Source organism: Chengkuizengella marina (assembly GCF_009910845.1).
GTDB classification, from domain to species: domain Bacteria; phylum Bacillota; class Bacilli; order Paenibacillales; family KCTC-33759; genus Chengkuizengella; species Chengkuizengella marina.
Map to the genome: position 1 here is coordinate 1 of NZ_SIJB01000015.1, position 23,002 is coordinate 23,002.

At 34.0% G+C, this 23,002-nt stretch carries 23 protein-coding genes and 1 riboswitch; of the genes, 16 read left to right on the plus strand and 7 right to left on the minus strand.

Features of this window, described 5'->3' with window-relative positions; all coding sequences use genetic code 11:
• Window positions 1-70: 70 nt before the first annotated feature.
• Genes ERL59_RS06015 through ERL59_RS06025 form a run of 3 tightly spaced genes read right to left on the minus strand, consistent with a single transcriptional unit; the run spans window position 71 to window position 3,542 of the window.
• Window positions 71-724, minus strand: a complete 654-nt coding sequence (locus ERL59_RS06015; protein ID WP_201763485.1) for a class II aldolase/adducin family protein — start codon at window positions 722-724, stop codon at window positions 71-73.
• A 26-nt stretch (window positions 725-750) separates the two neighbouring features.
• The gene (locus ERL59_RS06020; RefSeq protein WP_160645290.1) at window positions 751-1,998 is read right to left on the minus strand and encodes an MFS transporter; all 1,248 of its coding nucleotides are present in this window, start codon (window positions 1,996-1,998) and stop codon (window positions 751-753) included.
• A gap of 17 nt (window positions 1,999-2,015) precedes the next feature.
• Complete coding sequence (locus ERL59_RS06025; protein WP_160645291.1) at window positions 2,016-3,542, minus strand: xylulokinase; 1,527 nt, start codon at window positions 3,540-3,542, stop codon at window positions 2,016-2,018.
• A 475-nt stretch (window positions 3,543-4,017) separates the two neighbouring features.
• Between ERL59_RS06025 and ERL59_RS06030 the strand changes: the two genes are divergently transcribed.
• From ERL59_RS06030 to ERL59_RS06040, 3 genes are all read left to right on the plus strand, one after another.
• Complete coding sequence (locus tag ERL59_RS06030) at window positions 4,018-4,617, plus strand: TetR/AcrR family transcriptional regulator (RefSeq protein ID WP_160645292.1); 600 nt, start codon at window positions 4,018-4,020, stop codon at window positions 4,615-4,617.
• A gap of 20 nt (window positions 4,618-4,637) precedes the next feature.
• A complete protein-coding gene (locus ERL59_RS06035; protein WP_160645293.1) occupies window positions 4,638-6,092 on the plus strand; it encodes an aspartate aminotransferase family protein in 1,455 nt (484 codons plus the stop codon).
• A gap of 193 nt (window positions 6,093-6,285) precedes the next feature.
• Complete coding sequence (locus tag ERL59_RS06040; RefSeq protein WP_160645294.1) at window positions 6,286-7,131, plus strand: hypothetical protein; 846 nt, start codon at window positions 6,286-6,288, stop codon at window positions 7,129-7,131.
• A 403-nt stretch (window positions 7,132-7,534) separates the two neighbouring features.
• On the opposite strand, the gene ERL59_RS20695 is transcribed toward ERL59_RS06040, so the two are convergent.
• Entirely contained in the window at window positions 7,535-7,657 is a 123-nt protein-coding gene (locus ERL59_RS20695) for a class III lanthipeptide (RefSeq protein ID WP_201763486.1), read from the minus strand.
• A gap of 191 nt (window positions 7,658-7,848) precedes the next feature.
• On the minus strand, window positions 7,849-9,606 hold the full coding sequence (locus ERL59_RS06045; protein WP_160645295.1) for an ABC transporter substrate-binding protein: 1,758 nt from the start codon (window positions 9,604-9,606) through the stop codon (window positions 7,849-7,851).
• Between the two features lie 231 nt (window positions 9,607-9,837).
• Here ERL59_RS06045 and ERL59_RS06050 point away from each other — a divergent pair, with 231 nt between their 5' ends.
• From ERL59_RS06050 to ERL59_RS06070, 5 genes are all read left to right on the plus strand, one after another.
• Complete coding sequence (locus ERL59_RS06050) at window positions 9,838-10,398, plus strand: hypothetical protein (RefSeq protein ID WP_160645296.1); 561 nt, start codon at window positions 9,838-9,840, stop codon at window positions 10,396-10,398.
• 126 nt (window positions 10,399-10,524) lie between these two features.
• A riboswitch (TPP riboswitch) is annotated at window positions 10,525-10,633 on the plus strand.
• Between the two features lie 273 nt (window positions 10,634-10,906).
• Complete coding sequence (gene tenA / locus ERL59_RS06055) at window positions 10,907-11,581, plus strand: thiaminase II (protein ID WP_160645356.1); 675 nt, start codon at window positions 10,907-10,909, stop codon at window positions 11,579-11,581.
• Window positions 11,582-11,659: 78 nt separating this feature from the next.
• Entirely contained in the window at window positions 11,660-12,244 is a 585-nt protein-coding gene (locus ERL59_RS06060) for an ECF transporter S component (RefSeq protein WP_160645297.1), read from the plus strand.
• A gap of 14 nt (window positions 12,245-12,258) precedes the next feature.
• Window positions 12,259-13,728, plus strand: a complete 1,470-nt coding sequence (locus tag ERL59_RS06065; protein WP_160645298.1) for an ABC transporter ATP-binding protein — start codon at window positions 12,259-12,261, stop codon at window positions 13,726-13,728.
• Between the two features lie 12 nt (window positions 13,729-13,740).
• Window positions 13,741-14,541, plus strand: coding sequence for an energy-coupling factor transporter transmembrane component T family protein (locus tag ERL59_RS06070; protein ID WP_160645299.1), 801 nt, complete (start codon window positions 13,741-13,743; stop codon window positions 14,539-14,541).
• Between the two features lie 8 nt (window positions 14,542-14,549).
• On the opposite strand, the gene ERL59_RS06075 is transcribed toward ERL59_RS06070, so the two are convergent.
• A complete protein-coding gene (locus ERL59_RS06075) occupies window positions 14,550-15,380 on the minus strand; it encodes a hypothetical protein (RefSeq protein ID WP_201763487.1) in 831 nt (276 codons plus the stop codon).
• A gap of 164 nt (window positions 15,381-15,544) precedes the next feature.
• Here ERL59_RS06075 and ERL59_RS06080 point away from each other — a divergent pair, with 164 nt between their 5' ends.
• The 7 genes from ERL59_RS06080 (at window position 15,545) to ERL59_RS06110 (ending at window position 21,799) form a co-directional block, all read left to right on the plus strand.
• A complete protein-coding gene (locus tag ERL59_RS06080) occupies window positions 15,545-16,486 on the plus strand; it encodes a sugar-binding transcriptional regulator (RefSeq protein WP_160645300.1) in 942 nt (313 codons plus the stop codon).
• A 242-nt stretch (window positions 16,487-16,728) separates the two neighbouring features.
• Complete coding sequence (locus ERL59_RS06085; RefSeq protein ID WP_160645301.1) at window positions 16,729-17,943, plus strand: NupC/NupG family nucleoside CNT transporter; 1,215 nt, start codon at window positions 16,729-16,731, stop codon at window positions 17,941-17,943.
• Window positions 17,944-17,978: 35 nt separating this feature from the next.
• Window positions 17,979-19,283: a pyrimidine-nucleoside phosphorylase gene (locus ERL59_RS06090; protein ID WP_160645302.1), complete on the plus strand. Its 1,305-nt coding sequence runs from the start codon at window positions 17,979-17,981 to the stop codon at window positions 19,281-19,283.
• A gap of 41 nt (window positions 19,284-19,324) precedes the next feature.
• Entirely contained in the window at window positions 19,325-19,996 is a 672-nt protein-coding gene (gene deoC, locus ERL59_RS06095; RefSeq protein WP_160645303.1) for a deoxyribose-phosphate aldolase, read from the plus strand.
• Window positions 19,997-20,016: 20 nt separating this feature from the next.
• Entirely contained in the window at window positions 20,017-20,190 is a 174-nt protein-coding gene (locus ERL59_RS06100) for a XapX domain-containing protein (RefSeq protein WP_160645304.1), read from the plus strand.
• 162 nt (window positions 20,191-20,352) lie between these two features.
• A complete protein-coding gene (locus ERL59_RS06105; protein WP_201763488.1) occupies window positions 20,353-20,712 on the plus strand; it encodes a hypothetical protein in 360 nt (119 codons plus the stop codon).
• Window positions 20,713-20,878: 166 nt separating this feature from the next.
• Window positions 20,879-21,799, plus strand: a complete 921-nt coding sequence (locus ERL59_RS06110; RefSeq protein ID WP_407925686.1) for an MBL fold metallo-hydrolase — start codon at window positions 20,879-20,881, stop codon at window positions 21,797-21,799.
• A 105-nt stretch (window positions 21,800-21,904) separates the two neighbouring features.
• On the opposite strand, the gene ERL59_RS06115 is transcribed toward ERL59_RS06110, so the two are convergent.
• Window positions 21,905-22,267, minus strand: a complete 363-nt coding sequence (locus ERL59_RS06115; protein WP_160645306.1) for a DUF6176 family protein — start codon at window positions 22,265-22,267, stop codon at window positions 21,905-21,907.
• Window positions 22,268-22,400: 133 nt separating this feature from the next.
• On the opposite strand from ERL59_RS06115, the gene ERL59_RS06120 reads away from it, so the two are divergent.
• Window positions 22,401-22,922: a TlpA family protein disulfide reductase gene (locus ERL59_RS06120; protein ID WP_160645307.1), complete on the plus strand. Its 522-nt coding sequence runs from the start codon at window positions 22,401-22,403 to the stop codon at window positions 22,920-22,922.
• The last annotated feature ends 80 nt before the right edge of the window (window positions 22,923-23,002 follow it).

Sequence of the window (23,002 nt, forward strand, 5' to 3'; positions counted from 1 at the left end):
TAACTACAGGTACCATTTTAAGATTAGATTCATAAATTTGTACTCTTTTTACTTATTGGTATCTTATATATTATTCCATCGCTTGTTTAGAATACTTTTTCAAAAAGTATTGATGCATCGCAAAGGCCTCAACTTTATTGATAGAAACTCCTCCACCAATACTTTGTACATCTACAAAAATTTTACACGCTTTTTCTAATACCTGACATGTGACAAAGGCTTCATCAAGATCCCTTCCAATACATACTGCTCCATGATTAGCAAGCAAAGCCCCATTTCTTCCTTTTAAAGCTTTTATTACGTTTTTTGTTAACTTTTTCGTGCCGGAGATGGCATAGTCTGCAACTCGAATACTTGGACCTACAATTTGTACCATGTCATCCATAATGGGAGGTATATCCTTACGAGCAGCGGCTACAGTACATGCATGTGTGGAATGGTTATGAATAACTGCATTGATATTTTTTCTTTGTTTATAGATTTCTGCATGCAAACCCCGTTCAGATGAAGGTTTAAGTGGGCCTTCATAACTTAAATCATGAATATTAACCACGACCATATCATCAGGTGTTTGATTTTCGTATTTTTTCCCACTTGGTGTGATAACCATTCTATTCTCATCTATTTTAACACTAATGTTTCCCCAAGTGCCTTCAACTAAGCCGATGGCTAGTAATTTTTTACCTGCATCACAAACGACACTTTTTGCTTCTTGAATATCCATTCTTGTAATCCCCCTTATCTTAATTTTTAAATATTTATAGTTTTATTAGATATTGGATTTGAACTATTTTGAATCATTGCTGATTCTTTTAATTTTGTTGCTAACCATATCGCAATGAACATCAATAGAATAAGTAAAATTAAGGATGGAGTAAAAGAACCTGTTGCTTTCATTTTTAAAAAGTCCATTGCATAAGTGAATATTACTCCTGAAATTTGCCCCATTAACATGAGAATTCCAAATGACGTTCCTTCGGGTACTGGAGAGGCAATTTCTGCTCCATATTGAAAAGCGATGGGTCCTGCCCCCATAACGAAAAATCCTATGATAGCAGCAGAAATTAAAATTAAACTGTATTGAGATAGAAAAGTGATGCCAATAAAGCCAGGAACCGAAGCAGAGAGTGGAATAATAATTAATAGTCTTCTTTTATGAATACGATCAGAAATATAAGGTAAAATGACAGAGCCGAACAAACCAAAGATAACGAGCAATCCTCCGACTAAACCTGCTTCAGAAGCGGTAATACCTCTAGGACTTAAAATACTTTCAATCCAAGTCATCAAAGCATTAAAAATACCTAATACGATAAATATACTAGCCATAAGATAAATGAAATTCTTTTTAGTTATCATTTGTTTTAACCCTGAGAATGAAAAGGATTGTTCAGTACTTTCAGTTCCAACCAATCGATTTTTTGGATGTTCTTTTGCAAAAATGAGAAATAGAAGAGCTGATAAAAGAGCTATCATCCCATAAATATTCAACATTTTTGAAAATCCATATTGTTCTACGAAAATAGGGGTTAACACTAGTGCAAGGATCATGCCTACAGATCCAGCCATCATGGCGATGCCTGAAGCTGTTGCTCGTTCATCCACTGGAAACCATCTAGCCGCAACTTTAGTTATAGAGTTCATTAAAAAAGGCTGACCGATGGCTACACCCATTTGGGCGATGATTACGATTGTAAAATCATCCCCCCATATGCCTCTCATTAATCCAAATCCAGCCGTAATCATTGCACCAAAACCTACAGCAACTTTAAACCCATACGTATCTATCAACCATGATGCAGGTAATACCATCAAAATGTATACCAACATAAAACTCATTGAAAGAAAAGCAATGCTAAGGCTCGAAACATCATAAAATTCTTCTGCTATTCCAGTAATAGGTGCAAATGTTAACCAAAATAAATTTGTTGTTGCAAGAATGGGTAACATAGATAGAAGAACAATCCAACGATATTTAGGAAAAGGTGATTTATTCATATAATACCTCCTATATATTAAAAACGGGATGCATTGATTTGCGCGTATGATTTATTTAAAGAGTAATAGATGGATTTATAAGATGAGAGCAGCTCGTTATAGATCTTCGCATTTTTAAAATTTGGTTTATAATGTTTATCGATTTGGATCAAGTCTTTTGTACAGCTAAAATCCTTATAAATCCCCAAACCAATTGCTGCGCAGATCGCTCCACCAATTGCTCCAGCCATTTGAGGGTTAGCAACGGTAATTACTGGCTTTTGGGTGACATCTGCTAGAATTTGCATCCATTGTTCATCCAATGATCCACCTCCAATTAACTTGAGCGTAGAAACTTCAAATCCATAGTCCTTTTTAAAATTTTCCAAAATCCAACTGATGTTGTAGGAAACCCCTTCATAAACCGCACGCATCATATGCTCCCTGGTATGTTCAAGACTGATATTAAATAAAGTAGCTCTGGTAGTGGTTGTACTTACTGGACATCGTTCCCCTAACATCCAAGGAGTACAAATGAGATAGTCAGAACCAGGAGGGATATCCTTAACTTTTGCATCCATTAATGCATACACATTATCAATAGACTCATCTGCCTGTTCATGTTTATAGAACTGGTCGGCAATCCACTGAATGCAAGATCCAGCTGCTTCTGTAATTCCTACAACTTGGTTCATGTTTGGATCTGCACTTTGTATTACGGCTGCACCATTTTTGAATTTTAAATTTTTATTCGTTGACACACAAACCCAAGCTGAAGTCCCTAAATAAATATGAGCTTCACCTTCTCCGATAGCATCAGCACCCACTGCAGCACTTTGTACATCATCGCATCCACCAAAAACAGGAATGCCTTCAAGTAAATTCATTTCTTTAGCTGCTTCATTCGTTAATCCGCCTACTTGATCAATTGAACGTACAAGTGGAGGTAATTTCTTAGGATCAATACCGCAAATTTGAAAGAATCCTTTTAACCAATCCTTTTTCTTTAAATTAAAACCATAAGAGGAAGCCCCAGACCATTCCATAATTGGAATTCCAGTGGACTTAAACTTCAAGTAACCGTTTACATCTAAGAAAAATTTGGTTTGATTATAAATTTCAGGCTCCATCTCCTTTATCCAAAGGAGCTTAGGTATGACATCTTTCCCCATGATTGAAGTGCCAACGATGCTTTTAAACATTCGCTCTCCAAAAAATTTATTCATAATTTTCTGAGCTTGTTTTTCAGCTCGACCGTCTACCCATGAAATATTAGGTCGCAACACATTTCCTTGAAGGCCAATAGGGATGATTCCCATTGCTTGAGTAGTATAGATAATTCCAAGGACATCTTTAGGTGAGATCTGTGACTTTTCTAAAACCTGTTTAGTTGTTTTTGTGATTGCGCTCCAATAGTCTTCTGGATTTTGCTCAACCCAGTTAGGATGAGGGGTGAGTAACGGATAGGGAGCTGAAGCTGTAGCTAATATGTTCCCCCTCGTATCTACTAAAACAGTTTTGTTAGAACTTGTACCTACATCATGAGCAATGATAAATTCCCCCATATTGCACCTCCATATAAACGATATTGCATAGATCCGATCCCTTTAAATCTTTTTTTTAAAAATGATTGTGTATATCATTATTAACTTTCTAGGATATATTGAAGTGATGTTGTTAAAGCCAGGATATGAAGTAGGTTGATCAATGATGAATTTATAGTAGATTTTTTGGTAATACGTATAGAAAGTATTATATTTACAGGAAAGTGTAAATCTTAATTTTATAAAAGGATACTTAAGTATAATTTTATATTTTAATATAAAAAAATAATGGATTATAAAAAAATACTGGTGTATAATGGTTATATCTTACAGTATAATACACGATCTAATCATTTGTATAGAGAAAAATGGTCTTTTTCACAGATTTTTTTCACAATTTGTTCACAAAACCAATTAATTCTAAAACTAATATTAAAAATCCAAGGAATATTTTTAAATTGACTGTATGAGATTTTAGTAAAAGAAGGGTGAAAACATGCAAATATCACGTAGAGAACGAAAAAAGATGGAAACTACAGCAAATATTCTTAAATCAGCTCGATATTTATTTCGTGATCAAGGTTATGAACACACATCCATTGAAGAAATCACTGAAATGACGGATATTGCTAAGAGTACGTTTTTCAAACATTTTCCAAACAAAGAAAGTTTACTAATTGGTATTGCTGAGGAAGAAGTAGGGGATGTATTGGAATTAGTACAGGATGAAAAGTTTCAAACCTCCAATATATCTAGCAAAATAAATCAAATTATGATTCGGTTATTAGAAGATTCCATTCCATATTTGGAGCTTACTGGGAGAGTCCTTTTTACGACGATGATTAACGAGGCTACAACAGAATCTCCATTTTCAAAAATAAGAAAGTTATTAGAGGATTTAGTACAAGAAGGTCAAGAGCAAAAAGAAATCTCAGAAGATTACTCCTATACTGATATCGTAACTTTACTGATGGGCAGTTATTATGGTGTTTTGTTTAAATGGTTAGAGCAAGGAGACAGTATGGGTTCCGTAGCAGAATTGGAAAGAAGTTTACAGTTGATTTTTCATGGGATCAAAGTATATAAAATAAATTGATTGAAAGAGGTGTGTTTTTAATGGAGAAAAAAGGATATGCAATCTCAAGCTGGCATAATACGGAGAAAATATATGCCGGATTAGATCACCTGATGAAACAGCCTACAAGACCAGTTAAAAGGGAAGCAATGGCAAAAGTGATGGATTATTTTGATACAAAATGTGTGAAATCAAAAGAGATGGTTTCAGAAGCCAAAAACTATATTCCTGGTGGTGTGCAGCATAATTTGGCTTTTAACTATCCTTTTCCTATCGTTATTAATAAAGCGGAAGGGCCTTACCTTTGGGATATAGATGGCAATCAATACATTGATTTTCTACAGTCAGGCGGACCTATTATTTTAGGTAATAACTATGAACCAGTGAGAGAGAAAGTAATAGAGTTAATTCATGATTGCGGACCTGTAACAGGTTTGTTTCATGAATATGAATACAAGCTGGCCAAATTAATCAATCATCATATGCCTTCTATTGAAATGTATCGTATGTTAGGTAGTGGAACAGAGTCGGTGATGGCCGCCATTCGTATTTCAAGATTAGTCACAGGTAAAAAGAAAGTGATTAAGATTGGTGGTGCCTATCACGGTTGGAGTGATCAAGTAGTCTATGGTTTGAAAATACCAGGAACTCGTAGGTTTGAAGCACATGGTATTCCAAGAACGAGTACTCGACATACACAGGAAGTAAAACCCAACGATCTATCTGCTTTAAGAAGACAGTTAAAGTTAAATAAACTTAGAGGTGGCACAGCTTGTGTCATTGTTGAACCTGTTGGTCCTGAGAGTGGGACTAGACCTGTATACAAGGAATATAATCAGCATGTTCGAAAGTTATGTGATGAATTTGATACTTTACTCATTTTTGATGAGGTTGTCACTGGGTTTAGAATGGGTTTAGGTGGAGCTCAAGGTTATTTTGATGTAAAACCAGATTTAACTATTTTTGGTAAAGTCATTGCAGGTGGATATCCTTCAGCAGGAGGAATTGGAGGAAGAAAAGATTTGATGTCTCGTTTAGCAGCAGGGCTTGAAAGCGGTAAAAAAAGAGCATATGTCGGAGGCACATTAGCAGCTAATCCTTTAAGTGCACTTGCAGGATATTATACGATTAAAGAGATTGAAAAAACTAACGCTTGTGAAGTAGCAGGTAGAGCGGGGGATCGATTAACAGAAGGTTTAAATGAAATTATAGATAAATATAACTTACCATTTGTAGCTTATAATCAAGGATCAATTTGTCATCTTGAAACTGCAGCAGCAATGTTTGTAAAACTAGGTATTAATATTATAAGTGCTTTAGGAGAAATAAAGAAACGCAAACATATGATGGAGGAAATGGGAGCTGCTTATTTAGCGGAAGGGATCATTACGTTAGCAGGTAGTAGATTATATACTAGTTTAGCAGATACGGACGATGTGATTGATGAAGCATTAGAGGGGTTTGATCGTGTTTTTCAAAATATAGAAGGGATATAACCGAAAAAAAATGACTTCGGTATGTATCCGGAGTCATTTTTCAGTCAAACAATTCACTAAAACGTAAATTGTTGACACTTACTTTGTGAATAAAATCACAGATTATAATGTCTTATGTTTATATAATAAAAGCATATAGAACATTTATTCTGCTTTATTTAATTTTATATAAACACTAGGAGATGAGTCTATTATGAAAGTTGATATTTGGCCACATGTCATATCCATGCCCGTCTATTTCATTATCCTATTATTTATTATTGCTTTTTTTAGAAAGTATTATAAATTTTCAGCCTATTTTTGGACCGCTTCTTTATTGACTTTTCCCCTTTGGATAATGGGTGGTGTTGAGGGATGGTTTCGATGGGTGAAAATTTTAAGTGTCATTTTACCTACCATTATCGTGTGTTTATCCCGCATTGCCGTTTATGAAGATAGACAGGGGAAAGTGTGGAACATCTTGAAACACAAAGAGTTTCTTTGGTTTTTCTATGCTATTCTATTTTTGAATATTTTAGAAGCCACGATTAAAGATGCAACCATGGGCAACTATTTCAACGCCCTTACGGGTTTCTTGCTTTGTGTAACGATTCCTTTCGCACCAAAGTTCTGGGAAATCACAAATAAAAAGATCCTTGCTTCCAAATCATATGGTGATCTAGTTGCTTATACAACAGCACCTTGGAACTTCTTGTATACAACATGGAATGCTTGTTTTGTTTATGCTGAAAGCCCGATATACTTCGGTTCTTCTTTATGTATCTTGCTTGCAGCAGAAATTTATCCGATCATAAAGAAACGTCCAGAACTGTATATTATAGCTCGTGTGTATACACTAGCTGCGCATCTATTGTTAAGAGCTAGTTTTGATATGTTTCCACAAGTTATGGATACGTCTTCTTGGTTTAACTCAGATGTGTTATATACTTGGGGCCTGATTAATTTTGTGTTAATGGTTCCATATTTATTCTGGCATATGTGGCAATTACACACAGGGAAAGCTGAAAATAGTTTTAGACGCCAGAAAGCAACGGTTTAGTAGGATATATTAACTCCTTTTAAAAGGGCATTCGTCTAAATAGAGATGAATGTTCTTTTTTTTTATATAAAATTAACGGTGGGAGGAACAGCAGATTTGGCTATCTTGAAATGAAACCCGAAATATAAACCAATGAATCTTGTTCAACCCTTACTTAAAAATAGTTTTTCCTTCAAACCAAGCGAATCAGATTTTCGCTATTCAGAACCCCAATGTTTATCTCATGATAAAGAGGGCTTGTTGTGGGTTCTTTCGTATTTTGATGGTTTTTATTACTTTGTTTCTAAATGTGTTGATCACTGAGTCTTATTCGATGGGGAAACTTAAATAAGCCTAAGCTCATCTGGGCTTAGGCTTCTAAATGTTTGTTATCTACTAATTTTTTCTATGAAATCATTAGCTGTCACTTTTTGCTTATAGAATGCTTTAAATCTGTTATTCGTGTTACTGTAGTAACTGTTTCTATCCTATTTTTATTATTGTTTTTCTTTGCATCCAATTGTTGAAGAGCTAATACATAATTCAATAGAATCACCTCCTTTCAATTTCTATATAGACTTTTTCCGTTCAGGTTGCTACGTGATAGGAATGTTTTTAAGAGCATTGTATCCAATGCTTTGATTGAGTAGAGTTATCTTGTAAGCCTAAATAAATACTAACATAATGATTAATATATATTTTGTTTTTCAGTAAATATTTATATATTTCTTTATATTGCTAAAGATTTATTTTATCCTTAATCCAAAGGCTATGAAAGTCAGCCATTCCTAATGCTCCGAATTTGTACCCTTGGAGGTAATTTGAATAAAGAGACTCTTCGTTTATGTGAAATTGAAAAAGGATGAGATGTTCCTTTTTAAACCAATCCACCATTTCATTCCAGGTTGAAAGGCGTTCGTTTGCTGTTTTCCCACTAATAAAACGATCTATAAACAAATCCATTTGCTCATTCTCTTGTAAAGTTAGCATTTTACGATATATGCTGTTATTTCCTAACGGTTCAATTAAATTAATTTCAGATTCATCTTTAAACGAAACTTCTATCATAATCAAATGTGCTTGATGTAGAAATTGAAGTGTCTTACTAAATTCAAGAGGTCGTAGTTCTATAGATATGCCAATTTGATTACAGCGGGATTGAATCCAAAGTGCGTTCTCCCTCCAACGATTAGGATGGATGAACATCGTTATTGTTTCACCAGAATAGCCACTTTCTTTGAGAGCTTCCTTAGCTTCTGACAGTGTATAGGATGGAATAATTGCTTTTTTGCTATTAGCAGGTAAAAAACTATCTGCAGGGTTAGCTCCTTTTATATTGGTCTCATCTATCATTTTGTTTCTATCAAGAGCTAGGCGTATAGCTCGTCGAAATGCCTGGTGTTGTTGTGGACCTGGTTTCTTTGTATTAAAAAGTATCAATTGTGTAATGGTCACATGTTGGGTAACTGTTTTATCTCTCATCTCCATTGAATCTACATTTTCAGTTGTCATTTTGTAAAGAAACTTGCTTTGTAGTTCCTCTGGAAAACGAAAAATCTCTACTCGATCCAGCCAAGCCCGTTCCTTAAAATAATGATCAAAAGCTTCCATGATCAATTTTTCTTTAGAAAAAAACTGTACTGAAAAAGGTCCTGTTCCCACGACCTGTTGTTTAATATCCACATCATAAGGAACAATGGAAGCTTTGTTTGAACATAGGATGTAAGGAAAAAAAGGAAACGGTCTGTTGAAATTAAAAAGAACGGTATGATCTCCCAATGATTCTACATTATTCAAGTAGTGGCCAAACCAGAAGAAAACGCTTTCGGTAGAATGGAAGAGACGTTGAATAGTATAAATCACGTCCTCTGATGTTAATAGTCTACCATGATGAAAGTGAACACCTTTACGTAAGTAAAAAATCCACGACTTTTCGTTAGGAGCCTCCCAACCGAGGGCGAGATGAGGACAGATTTGTTTTGTAATGGGATGAACTCTAAGTAATGTATCATAAATTTGACCTACAAAATGGTATTCGTATGCTGTAGAGACTTGCGCAGGATCCATAGAAAGTAAATTTCTATGGATGGGAATGCGCAATATGTGCTTAACTTCATTTCCCTCTTCCGTTTGAAAACCAAACCATCCTTCTAAAAACTCCCCTAAGACACTTTGAATTTGTGTAGGAATGGATAAAGAATGGAGGAACTCCATTCCTTCTTTGAAATGATTTTGTGCTAGTTGATCTGATATATACATCTTAATGCCATCAATCAGAGAAAGTTGAAAGTTGATACGGGATCTGTTACCTCGACCACGACCTGGATTCCACCGTATCCATCCTTGTTGTTTTAATCTATTTAATACCCCTTTTCCATTTGGTTGGCTGCATCCGAGGATATCTATGATTTCACTCAGTGTGGTTTCAATATCAACATCATTTTTTTGAGTTGCATAAGCTGTTTTTAAGATAAGGTAATGTTCGATTAGTTTCATATTTGTTACCCCTATCGAAGAGAATATAATTGAGAGATTATTTCATATTATTGATAGTATTTCATGATTGAGCAGAAAATTATAAATCTAGCCTTTTTACTATAGTTGATATTTACACAATTATATCATTGAAGTGATAGTAATTAAAATTTGCCTCTAAATGATAATAGGTTAAAATAATTATGGGATAATCCTAGATTTTAGAAAAAACTCTTACAAGGAGAATGAAAAATGCTTGAAGTAAAAACATACATATCTAAGGATCCTAGAATATATCGTAAAAAGATTGAAGAACTAGGTATACATTGTTCTACAAAAAACTTAGAACAATATCCTGAAATTTTTTACTATGACCTAGAAAAACTCAAAAAAGGAGAACACTATTATGAAAAGGATCTTGAAGAATTCATAGAGACTGCTATGTATATAAAGTATGACAATCAAATTTTAATAGGATTAGGTGTAAAAGGGCTTGAGCTTTTGGAAACTGTAATGCATTCTCTTGTTATGTTTTTCCAAAATGATTTCCACTCTGTAAAAAGTCAGCTTGGAATAGACTACGATGAAATTAGCATCAATAATTGTGGCGAAGATGCAGAAATATTTGTTTATGAAGAACCGACCAATAAAATATTTTATCAAGGGTCTGCACCAAAAAAGCTTTTATTAAATGGGGTGTTAAATTCGGCGTCTGATTATTATAAAACTTTATGGGAATTGAAAAAAATGAACGACCATGAATATGAAAGATTAATGATTAAGATAAATGAATATAGGAAGTTATACAGGTGAATTTTAATGATGAAACTTTAGGTGAACTTAACTACAGTTTTTTTAAATACGACTCCGATAGTTGGAAATCTTTTTCCTTGTTAAAATAAAAAAACTGTAGTAATGTTGTATTTGAATTTAATATATCGTAACCACTAGGGGTGCAAAAGACATTTGCTGAGAAGGGCGTTAAGAAGTCCTAACCCTTGTACCTGATCTAGTTAATACTAGCGTAGGGAAGTGGATGGATGAATTGCAATATGTAACTATTAAGGTACAAATTTGTCTTAATCCCACTCTACGGTAAGAGTGGTTTTTTTATAACTTAAGAATTTATAAATTTGTTCAAATTCTAAGTTTCAACAAAACTACCGATAATGAAGAACGACGACATCTTCGAGAGGCTCTAATAGGAGATTTTGTTCTATTTTAAGGATTGAATTTACTGGGTTCCTGAAAAAGTATTTGGATTATGCTACAAAACACTTAATCACTTATTGGGATACTTGAAAGAAAGGTGGGGAATGAGATCAAATTTACTGAACAGATAAGAAAAGAAGCAGATGCCATTTGGCAGGCAAGTTTTGATCATCCATTTGTTAAAGGAATTGCTGATGGAACATTATCATTGGATCGTTTTCGATATTATGTTCTACAAGACTCATATTATTTAAGTCACTTTGCTAGAGTTCAATCCATGGCAGCTGCACAAGCAGAAGATTTACATACGGTTAGTCGTATGGCATCCCATGCAATTGGAACGAATGAAGCAGAGTTATCACTTCATAAAGCTTTTTTTGTTCAGTTAGGTATTACTGAAGAACAAAAAGAAAACTTCAAACCTGCACCAACGGCTTACGCATATATTTCACATATGTATCGTGCTGCTCATACTGGTCATTTTGGAGACACGATTGCTGCTTTATTGCCATGCTATTGGCTGTACTATGAAATTGGTGAAAAGCTTACAGGATCAACACCGGAAGAGGCTATCTATCAGGAATGGATTGCAACCTATGGTGGAGACTGGTTCCGAGAATTAGTTGAAGAGGTCATTCAATTAGTGGATAATATCGCTGAAAAAGTGACAGAATCAGATCGAGAACGAATGAAAGAACATTTTATATTAAGCAGTCAATATGAGTTGATGTTTTGGGAGATGGCATATCAAAAGGAAACATGGCCGGTAGAATTATCAAACTGACCATCAACTTACTAAGTTTAAAAGTAAAATATGATGGTTATTTTTAGGATAGAATAACAAAAATAGGGGGTTAAAGAGATGAATAATAAAGGATTAAAATTAACAGATATACTAGTTACAATTGTGATTGCTATCGTATTTGGAATTGTATATAAATTATGGACACCTGTTTATTATGCGGTAAAGCCGTTCGGATTGCATTTTGATCAATTAATTTACGGAATGTGGTTTATAGCTGCAACAGTTGCTTTTTTAATTATCCGTAAACCTGGAGTTGCATTAATTGCTGAAATTGCTGCTGCTTCTGGTGAATTTATTGTAGGCTCAGAATGGGGATTAGAAGTATTAATTTATGGAGTTTTGCAAGGTTTGTTTGCAGAATTTGTATTTGCAGCAGTTCGTTATAAACGTTATGATATCTTAATTGCATCACTTGCTGCAATTGCCTCTGCAATTGCATCTTTATTATTTGATTATTATAAAGGATATCTTGATGATTTGGTGGCTTGGAATTTATTATTATATATAGTGGCAAGAGTTGTTGGATCCATTGCCATTGCCGGGGTGTTTGCCTATTATCTTGTAAAAGCTTTGGAAGCAACTGGTGTTACAAACTTAGTTCGACCGGCATCAAAAGAAGATTATGATGCTTTGGATAAATAATAGAGGTGTCTTAAATGTCACAAATAGCTAGTGTGAAAAACTTAAGATTAAAATTTGCTGGGAGTTCATCTTTATTGTTTAAAGATGTCTCCTCTTCTTTTTATGAAGGTGAAAAAGTATTAATATTAGGTCCATCTGGGTGTGGTAAATCAACACTTTTACAAGTATTATCAGGTCTTATTCCAAATTCAATTGAAGTACCAATCAAAGCAGATCATATTACAACACCTAATTCATGGGGATATGTCTTTCAAGATCCAGATACTCAATTTTGTATGCCTTTTGTAGACGAGGAAATTGCCTTCGTATTAGAAAACTTACAAGTACCTCGAAATGAAATGTTAGAAGAAATAAGGAAATATGTGGACATGGTACGACTAGATTTGGAAGAACTTCATACGCCAGTACAGACGTTGTCTGGAGGGATGAAGCAACGCTTAGCTATCGCTTCTGTCATGGCGCTGCAACCTGAAGTTTTATTTCTAGATGAACCTACAGCGATGCTTGATCCAGAAGGTACGGAGCAAATTTGGGATACCATTAAAAGTGTTGCTAGCGATAAGACTGTATTTATCGTAGAGCACAAAATCGATCATGTGTTAGATTTTATAGAGCGCATTATTTTATTTAATGAACAAGGAGAAATCATTGCTGATGGACTAAAAGACGATATCATGACTACGTATAAACAGCAGTTAATTGACCAAGGGATTTGGTATCCAGGAGTTTGGGAGGATTATATTGAAAGAGAGAATAAACAAAAACCAATTGAACCTGGATATGAGCATAAATTAATATCCGTATCACAATTTAGAGGTTTTCGAGGAAAATCAGTAAAATTAAAGATTGGAAATGTCGATGTTTTTCCAGGAGAATGGATTACTATCGTAGGAGAGAATGGGGCAGGGAAAAGTACTTTACTTCATTCATTCATGCAACTTATTAAAACAACAGGCAGGTATATGATCGAAGGGCAATCGATTGAAAACATAAATAAATTAACGGATTATATGACGTTTGTTTTTCAAAACCCTGAATTTCAATTTGTAACGAATTCTGTTTATGAGGAAATAGCTTATTCTTTACTTTTAGATCAATTAGATGGGAAAATAATCGCTGAAAAAGTGAGAGGATTATTGAATGAATTCCGTTTACAAGAGCAAAAAGATCAACATCCGTATCAATTATCCATGGGCCAAAAACGTAGGTTAAGCGTAGCAGCAGCTATTGTGAAAGAGCAAAAGATTGTATTGTTGGATGAACCAACATTTGGTCAAGACGCAAAAAACACGTTTACAATTTTAGAGTTAATTGAACATTGGCGTCAGCAGGGAACAACAGTCTTAATGGTGACACATAGTATGGAAGTTGTTCAATATTTTTCAACTAGAGTATGGAAGATTGAAGATGGTGCGCTCATGTTTGATGGTACACCAGAACAATTTTTTCAAAAACCATCAAAAAAGTTGCTTTTTGAAAAATAAAGGGGGAAGAAGATGCAGTTTGATTTTAAGTATAAGGAAACCTGGCTTCATAAATTAAATCCTAGCTTTAAACTCATGACCATGGTTGTGTTATTTCTTTCCGTGCTGTTTATTCACAATATTAACTTCATGTTGAACTATACTATTGTTACGTTGTTGTTATTTTTAATATTTTCTGGTCATCCCTTTAAAAGAGTATTACTTATATTACTCCCCTTTTTATTTATATTTATCTCTTCTGCTACATCTATGATTTTTTTTGGTAAGGGGGATACAACATGGTTTAAATGGGGATTGATTCATATTACGGAAGAGAGTTTCTTTAGAGGTATTCATCTTGGACTCCGTGCTTTAACATTTGCTGGTCTTGGGATCACCTTTGCTTTAACTACTCGTCCTGTATATCTATTTTATTCTTTAATGCAGCAAATGAAGCTTCCCCCTAGATATGCATACAGCTTTATGGCTGGTTTACGTTTGATCCCTATTATGTTTGAGGAATTTCAAACCATTCGCTATGCTATGAAGGTTCGTGGCGTGCAACATAAACGTGGAGTTAAAGGTTTTTATGAAAAACTTCGTGTATATTCCATTCCAATGTTGTCTCAAAGTATTCGTCGGGCACATCGAATAGCCGTTGCAATGGAAGCGAAACGTTTTTCACAAGTAAAAAACCGTACGTTTTATTATAAAATTTCTTTTTCAAAGTTTGATCTCTTATTTTTACTTTATTTTATTGTAATGCTTTCTGCTGCATATTTCTTGAGTAAACAATTCCCATATTTTCCGATTACAGATGTGAGGTATGAGTAACTGTAAAATTAATATCTCATACCTCTGTTGCGTGTAAAGCTTTTTTCTGATTTTCCAGTGTGTAGTTGCCACATATGCCAGAATAAATATGGAACCATTAAAATGAAATTAATCAGCCCCCAAGTATATAACACATCTGAGTTAAACCAAGAAGATGCATCCATGACTTGCGGGAATACATCAAAAGATGCTCTTAGAACTAGATGTGCCGCTAAAGTATATACCCGCGCTGTGATGTACAACTCTGGTCGTTTTTTTATAATGGGATATATTTCTGCTGCTAATAAGATGGTTAGTGAACTTGCGAAATAGACAGGACTTTCTGCATAAACAAAACAGGCATTCCATGACGTATAAAGGAAATTCCAAGAAGCGGTTGTATATGCAATTAAATCACCATATTTAGATGTAGTAATTTTCCAAAATTTTGGAGCAAAGGGAATGGTGACACAAAGGAGTAGTCCAGTTAAAGCATTAAAATTGTTTCCCATCGTTGCATCTTTTATCGTGGCTTCTAGAATATTAAGAAATAAAATAGCGTAAAAGAACCATAGAAACTGCTCTGATTTTAGAAAATTCCATATCTTCCCTTTTTTGTCTTCGTAAACAGCGATACGAGAAAAACCTACTATGATGGTTGGTATTAAAACGCTTAAGATTTTAGCCCATCTGAACCAACCCTCAACTCCACCAATAATCCATAACGGAAAAGTAAACAACATAGCAATCCAAAAATACGCTGATAGTTTGTAATGTCTTCGAAAAAAAGAAATGATAAACATTAGAATCCCGAAGTAGATCGGCATTGAAATGATGTGCGGCCAGATTGCAATATTCATATACATTACCTCAAAGTTTCATAATAATAAAAAGCTAGGTAGTTGTAGTATCTTTAAGTTTTTATGGGTTTATTCATTTTAGTGTAAAAACATGAAATGAAATTTATTTCATTTTTTGTTAAAATAAAAAGAAGACAAATTTGTTATTATAATTGGGTGATGTGATGGAAAAAGAAAAACTTAATAAAATGATTGAAGTATCAAAATTATATTATTTATTAGACTATAATCAGAACGATATTGCCAAGAAACTAGGTATTTCTAGGCCTACAGTTTCAAGGCTTCTACAGCAAGCTAAACAAGAAGGTATTGTTGAAATAAAAATTAAAGATCCAACAGAAAATGTTGAAAATTTGTCACAAAAACTTGAACAAAAGTTCAATCTTAAAAAAGCAATTGTGACTCATGTTCCTCAATATGAAGATGGCATTATTAAAACTTATTTAGGTGAGAAAACAGCGTCTTATTTGCACGAAATTGTTAAAGACGATGACATTATTGGTGTAACTTGGGGCACTACAATGCATCATGTAGCTGTTGAATTAAAACAAAAAGCAGTTAAAAATGTGAAGGTTGTCCAATTAAAGGGAAGCGTCAGCCATTCAGAAACAAATACGTATGCAAATGAGATTTTATATCTTTTCGGAAAGGCGTTTGAAACTTCTCCTATTCATTTGCCTTTACCTGCTATTGTGGATCATGTCGTTGTAAAACAAGCGATGGAAGCAGATCGACATATTAACAAGATTTTAGAATTAGGAAAACAATCCAATATAGCACTATATACCATCGGACCAATTAAGTCTGAATCTTTGTTATTTAAACTGGGTTATTTTACAGATGAAGACCTAGAAATGATTTATTCAAAAGCAGTCGGGGATATTTGTTCTAAGTTTTTTGATAGGGATGGAGAAATTTGCAGTAAAGAATTAAACGCTAGAACACTAGGGATTGCGTTGGACGAATTAAAAAAGAAAGAATATTCTATTTTAGTTGCTGGTGGGGCTCAAAAAGTGGAAGGCATTTACGGGGCGCTCAAAGGTGGATTTACAAATGTTCTTGTAACAGATCAATTTACAGCTCAATTCCTAATTGATAAGCATTAAAGAGATAAATGTTAAAGTGATTTAAGGATAATAATCGTACTTCCTTTAGTTGAAATTTAACCTTACAGTTTAAGAGCTGTAAGGTTTTTTTGTTTTTAAGAACTGACTATTTTACAAGTGTTCAATTTTATATTTACAAAATTTCATATTCTGTTATAATTCAGTTTGTAGAAGTAATTTGAATATTCATAACTTCCACTTGTGGACAAACGTAGACTATACAGAAAAATGAGGTGTTGCAGATGGATATTTTATGGGGTTTTTTTGGTATTGCTGTTGTTTTTGGCATCGCTTTCATATTTTCAAGTAATCGTAAGGCGATTAGTAAACGAACAGTTTTTGGAGGTTTAGCAATACAAATTATGTTAGGTTTTATAATTTTGAAGTTTGAACCTGGTAAAGTTTTTTTAGAAACATTAACAAATATAGTCAATTCAATTATAAGCTCTGCGGATGATGGTATTAAATTTCTTTTCGGAGGGTTAATTGGTAAAGAGGATATTGGATTCATTTTTGCATTTCAAGTATTACCAATCATCATCTTTGTTTCTGCTATTGTTTCTATTTTGTACTATGCTGGTATTATGCAAGTCATTATTAAAATTATTGGTGGTGCACTTTCAAAATTATTAGGTACGAGTAAGACAGAATCTTTATCTGCTGCAGCAAATATCTTTCTTGGACAGACCGAAGCCCCGCTTGTAGTCAAGCCATATTTAGCAAAAATGACTCGTTCTGAATTATTTGCAATCATGACAGGGGGATTAGCTTCAGTATCTGGATCAGTTTTAATCGGTTACACATTACTTGGTGTACCATTAGAATATTTACTAGTTGCTAGCTTTTTAGCTGCTCCAGCTGGATTAATCATAGCTAAAATCATGATGCCTGAAACTGAGAAGTCTGCAGTGTCTGATGACATAGAAATTGTAAAGGACACTGAATCAGCTAACGTAATTGATGCAGCGGCAAGAGGTGCAAGTGTAGGGATGCAATTGGCATTGAATATCGGAGCGATGTTGTTAGCATTTATTGCATTAATTGCACTGTTTAATGGTTTTTTAGGTTGGATAGGAGGGATATTCAACTTTCAGAATCTAACGCTTGAAGGCATTTTAGGATATGTATTCTCTCCAATTGCATTTGCAATCGGTGTTCCGTGGGAAGAAGCAGTACAGGCAGGTGGATATATTGGTCAAAAGCTTGTTTTAAATGAGTTTGTTGCATATTCTTTCTTTGGTCCTGAAATAGATACGTTATCACCTAAAACTGGGATTATTATTAGTTTTGCGCTCTGTGGATTTGCTAATATTTCTTCAATTGGCATTTTACTTGGTGGACTTGGAGGTTTAGCTCCAAATCGTAGAGGGGAAATAGCTAAGCTTGGATTTAAGGCCGTTTTAGCTGGTATGCTTGCATCCTTATTAAGTGCTTCAATTGCAGGAATGTTATTTTAAATATACTCAAAGAACATAAGGAGGAGAGTTAAAACATGAGAATGGTGGATCTGATTGCTAAGAAACGGGATGGACATGAGCTAAGTAAACAGGAAATCAATTTTATTATTGAAGGTTATACTTCTAAGGGAATACCTGATTACCAAATGTCAGCATTCAGTATGGCGATATTTTTTCAGGGTATGACGAAGAATGAAAGAGTATATTTAACCGATGCCATGGTGAAATCAGGCGATGTCATTGACTTGTCAGAAATAGACGGAATTAAAGTGGACAAACACAGTACAGGTGGAGTTGGAGATACGACTACCCTTGTGCTTGCCCCTCTTGTTGCTGCAGTTGGGGTACCAGTTGCAAAGATGTCAGGACGTGGTCTAGGCCATACTGGAGGAACGATAGATAAACTTGAATCCGTACCAGGATTTCATGTTGAATTGAATAACGAAGAGTTTGTTAGACTAGTAAATGAGAATAAAATAGCTGTCATTGGTCAAAGTGCAAATTTAACGCCAGCTGACAAAAATTTATATGGATTGCGTGATGTAACTGCGACAGTAGACTCGATTCCTTTAATAGCAAGTTCCATTATGAGCAAAAAAATTGCTGCGGGTGCAGATGCGATTGTGTTAGATGTTAAAACAGGTGATGGAGCCTTCATGAAAAATCTTGATGATGCTTCTGATTTAGCTGAAGCTATGGTTGACATCGGTAATGGTGTAGGTAGGAAAACAATGGCCATTATATCAGATATGAGCCAACCGTTAGGTTTTGCAATTGGGAACTCACTTGAGGTGAAGGAAGCCATAGATACATTAGTAGGAAAAGGTCCTGCTGATCTACACGAGCTTTGTCTGACGTTAGGAAGTTATATGGTAACACTGGCTGGGAAAGCTAATGATATTAACGAAGCACGTAAAATGTTAGAAGATGTGATGGAATCTGGAAAGGCATTAGAAGTATTTAAAACATTTTTGTCTTCACAAGGTGGGGATGCTTCAGTGATTGATGATCCAACTCAATTGCCTACTGCAAAATATAAAGTAGAAGTACTGGCAAAAAGAGCAGGATACATTTCAAAAATTACAGCAAGCCAAATCGGTACAGCAGCTATGTTGCTTGGAGCAGGCAGAAAAACAAAAGAATCTACAATTGACTTAGCAGTAGGACTAGTATTAAAGAAAAAAATTGGAGACCATGTAGATAACAATGAATCTTTAGTGACCATTCATTCTAACTCTAAAGATGTAGACGAAGTGATACGTTTAATACAAGATGCCTATTCCATTGTAGATGAACAAGTGGAAACACCTGCTTTAATATATAAAGAAGTTGTCAAGTAATTGGCAAAAAAATTTAAAATAATAGAAAAAGAGGAATGAAAATGAATAAGAAATTAGCAAAGATGATTGATCACACTGCTTTACACCCAACAACAACTAAATCACAAATAGAAAAATTATGTCATGAAGCAAAAGAGTACCAATTTGCATCCGTTTGTGTAAATCCAACTTGGGTTAAAACAGTAAGTCAATTATTGAAAGATACAGGTGTTGATGTTTGTACAGTAATAGGGTTTCCATTAGGAGCTAATACACCAGAAACAAAAGCATTCGAAACAACAAATGCAATTGAAAACGGTGCTACAGAAGTTGATATGGTTATAAATATAGGGGCATTAAAAGATAAAAATGATGAGTTAGTGGAGAGAGATATTCGTGCTGTAGTAGAAGCAGCTAAAGAAAAAGCATTAACAAAAGTGATTATTGAAACATGTTTATTAACGGATGAAGAAAAACAACGTGCTTGCCAACTATCTGTAAAAGCTGGTGCTGATTTTGTGAAAACTTCAACAGGATTTTCAACTGGTGGGGCAACAGTAGAAGATATCTCATTAATGAGAAATACAGTAGGACCAGATATCGGTGTCAAAGCTTCCGGTGGAGTTAGAAGTTTGCAAGATGCTGAAGCGATGATTAATGCTGGTGCAACTAGAATAGGTGCAAGCTCTGGGGTAGCGATTGTACAAGGGGAAATTTCAAACAGTTCATACTAACTTTGAAAAGGGTGATCATCATGAAAGAAATTATTTTAAGTTTATTAGCAGGTATGATTATTGGCATTGTGTTCAAAGCGATAAAACTTCCGTTGCCCGCTCCACCTGTTTTAGCAGGGGTTGTCGGTGTTGGTGGAGTATATTTAGGTGGCGTTGTAGCTACACATATATTTAAGTTTTTTTCAGCGGCGTAGGAACCAAAATCCAAGTGACATAAGTATAGTGTTTAAATAAGACTGCCAATGGTGGTCTTATTTGTTTTCTATAGACTCATAAAGGGTTTTCATTATAAGTTGACTTATCTTCTACTGGCTATTTTAGTATATACTTGAAAAGGTGGTAGAACAAGGGGAACTATGTCAGGATATAGACCTGCACATTTAGTTAATGAACACTATTTAACAACTGGTGAGCATCAATACTATAGCCATGACAACATCTTAGATTTAGGTGAGGAGGTTTTAGGTACAATCACATTTATTTCTGCTGAGCATTATCCTAATTGTTTATGGGTGGGAAAGATTATTGCTTTTCAAGAAGGTATAAGGGTAGTTGGTTATGCAAAAATTATGAAAATTTATAATAATATATTGAAACGTCAAGAATACAAAAAAATAACTTTTTTAGATTTATTTGAACAAACAAAGCTTATATATCTAAAAATATTGTATACATTTTATGTAGTTAAAATGAGATTTCTAGACAAGGAGAATTAGCATGTTATCTTTTTACTTAACCATTTTACTAGTGGTACTGATCATTATCTTTTTTTTAAAATTATATCCACCTTTTGGTAAAAGTCCTTCAAGAGTAGAAGTTAACAAATATACTGCATCTAAAAACTATAATAACAATAAATTTATAAATCCATCATCTACTTCAATGAAAATTAGCTTAGAGGATTCCATTACTTTAATAAAAGACTATTTAACAAAAAAAACAAACCGAAAACCAGGAACGTTTTTACCTATTGAAACAAATCAATGGATTAACAATTCAAAAGCTAAAGTCATTTGGTTTGGTCATTCTGCTGTTTTAATAGAAATTGAAGGAAAAACGTTATTTTTAGATCCTATGTTAGGAAAAGCACCTACTCCATTCCCTATGTTTGCAGGAAATCGTTACAGTGAAAAAATACCGATAGAAATTCTGGATCTCCCTTTTATTGATGCTGTTCTTTTATCACATGATCATTATGATCACCTAGATTATGGGTCAATAAAAAAACTTAAGAATAAGGTAGGAATGTTTTATGTTCCACTTGGAGTAGGGAGTCATTTAGTACGCTGGGGAGTAGCTAAAGAAAAAATTGATGAAATGGATTGGTGGGAAGAAATACAATTTGATAACCTCACTTTTGCTTGTACACCATCTATTCACTTTTCTGGAAGAAGTGTAAATGATCGTAATAAGACATTATGGTGTTCATGGGTTATAAGTGGTGAAACAACGAATTTATTCTTCAGTGGAGATAGCGGTTTTGGGTCTCATTTTGCTCAAATTGGGGAAAAGTACGGGCCATTTGACTTGACTATGATGGAATGTGGACAATATGATAAGCGATGGTCCGCAATTCACATGACTCCGGAAGAAACAGTTCAGGCTCAAATAGATGTAAAAGGGAAAATACTGATTCCGATTCATTGGGCAGCTTTTACATTGTCTTTACATGAATGGACGGATCCGATTGTACGTGTGACAAAAGAAGCGGCAAAGAGGAAGGTGGAAATTTCAACCCCAAAAATAGGAGAAGCAGTATACATTCAAACTGATGAATATCCAAACTCTAACTGGTGGTCTTAATCAAGACTTTAAATGATGGCCTGAACGAAAATAAATAGAGTTTTGGTTATGAACAACACTGCTTCACATAATTTAATTTATGAATGATTTAGAATAGGTTCCTTTCTATATCATACTTTTTCTAATATTCTCAGGAACCATAACTACATCCGTAGTAATAGGCGTTGTATGATGCTCTTGATCAATACACTCTTCCCAAAATTCCATATGTTTTTTAATGATTTTATTTTTTTTACTGATCTCATCCTCGGTAAGGTTTACATCTATGTTACCTTCACCTTGAACTGCATACCAATATAGATACTCTCCTTCTTCGCTTTTTTCACGAAACATAGTTTCAATATGTAAATTTTCATTTTTTAAAATTAGAAGTACATCATCCATATTATGATTTAGTAACTCCATCCACTCATCTACACGTTTCGTTTTTCCATCTTTTATTCTATATTTATTTAATCTTATTTTCATATGAAAAAACCTCCCTAAATAATAAATATTTCTCATTTATTAATATATCACTTAAACTATAAACCTTTAAAATCATTTCATAGAATCCGATAATAATAAATAGCGGCATTTATATTTTAAAGGAGTTTAAAAGATGAATAATTTAAATAAAATGATTTCAATTGTTATTGTTTTTTTAGTTGCTGTTCTATTAACTTATATAATAACTAATACAATGACAAGCACAGAACTGAATAGTCAAGTTGATGGTCCTCAAATTGAACTTGTAGATATAAATGAATCTCCTTTTACTGTTCATTTTAATGAGAAACCAACCGTCTTATTATTTTTCACTTCATGGTGTCCGTATTGTAATGAAGACGCTCCAAAAATTGTAGAACTTTATGAAAAGTATAAAGATGAAGTAAATGTTTACGGTATAAATCTAATCTATCAGGATGATTTAGTAGAAGTGAAGAAATATATAGACGAGCATCAAATTCAGTACCCAATTCTTCTTGATAAAACAGGTGAGCATTATAAGAATTATGGTGATTTTGGCTTTCCTTCGCTATACTTTATTGATCAAAATGGAAACACCATTGATTCTATTATAGGTGCAACTGATTTTGAATATATAGAGCAATCTTTCAAATACTTAATCGATAATTCGTGAACTGCTTCAATATACCTCATTTAAAATGCATTAGAATACCTCTTAGGAGAAGCTGAGTCTGAAATGAAGGTGTGAAAGAT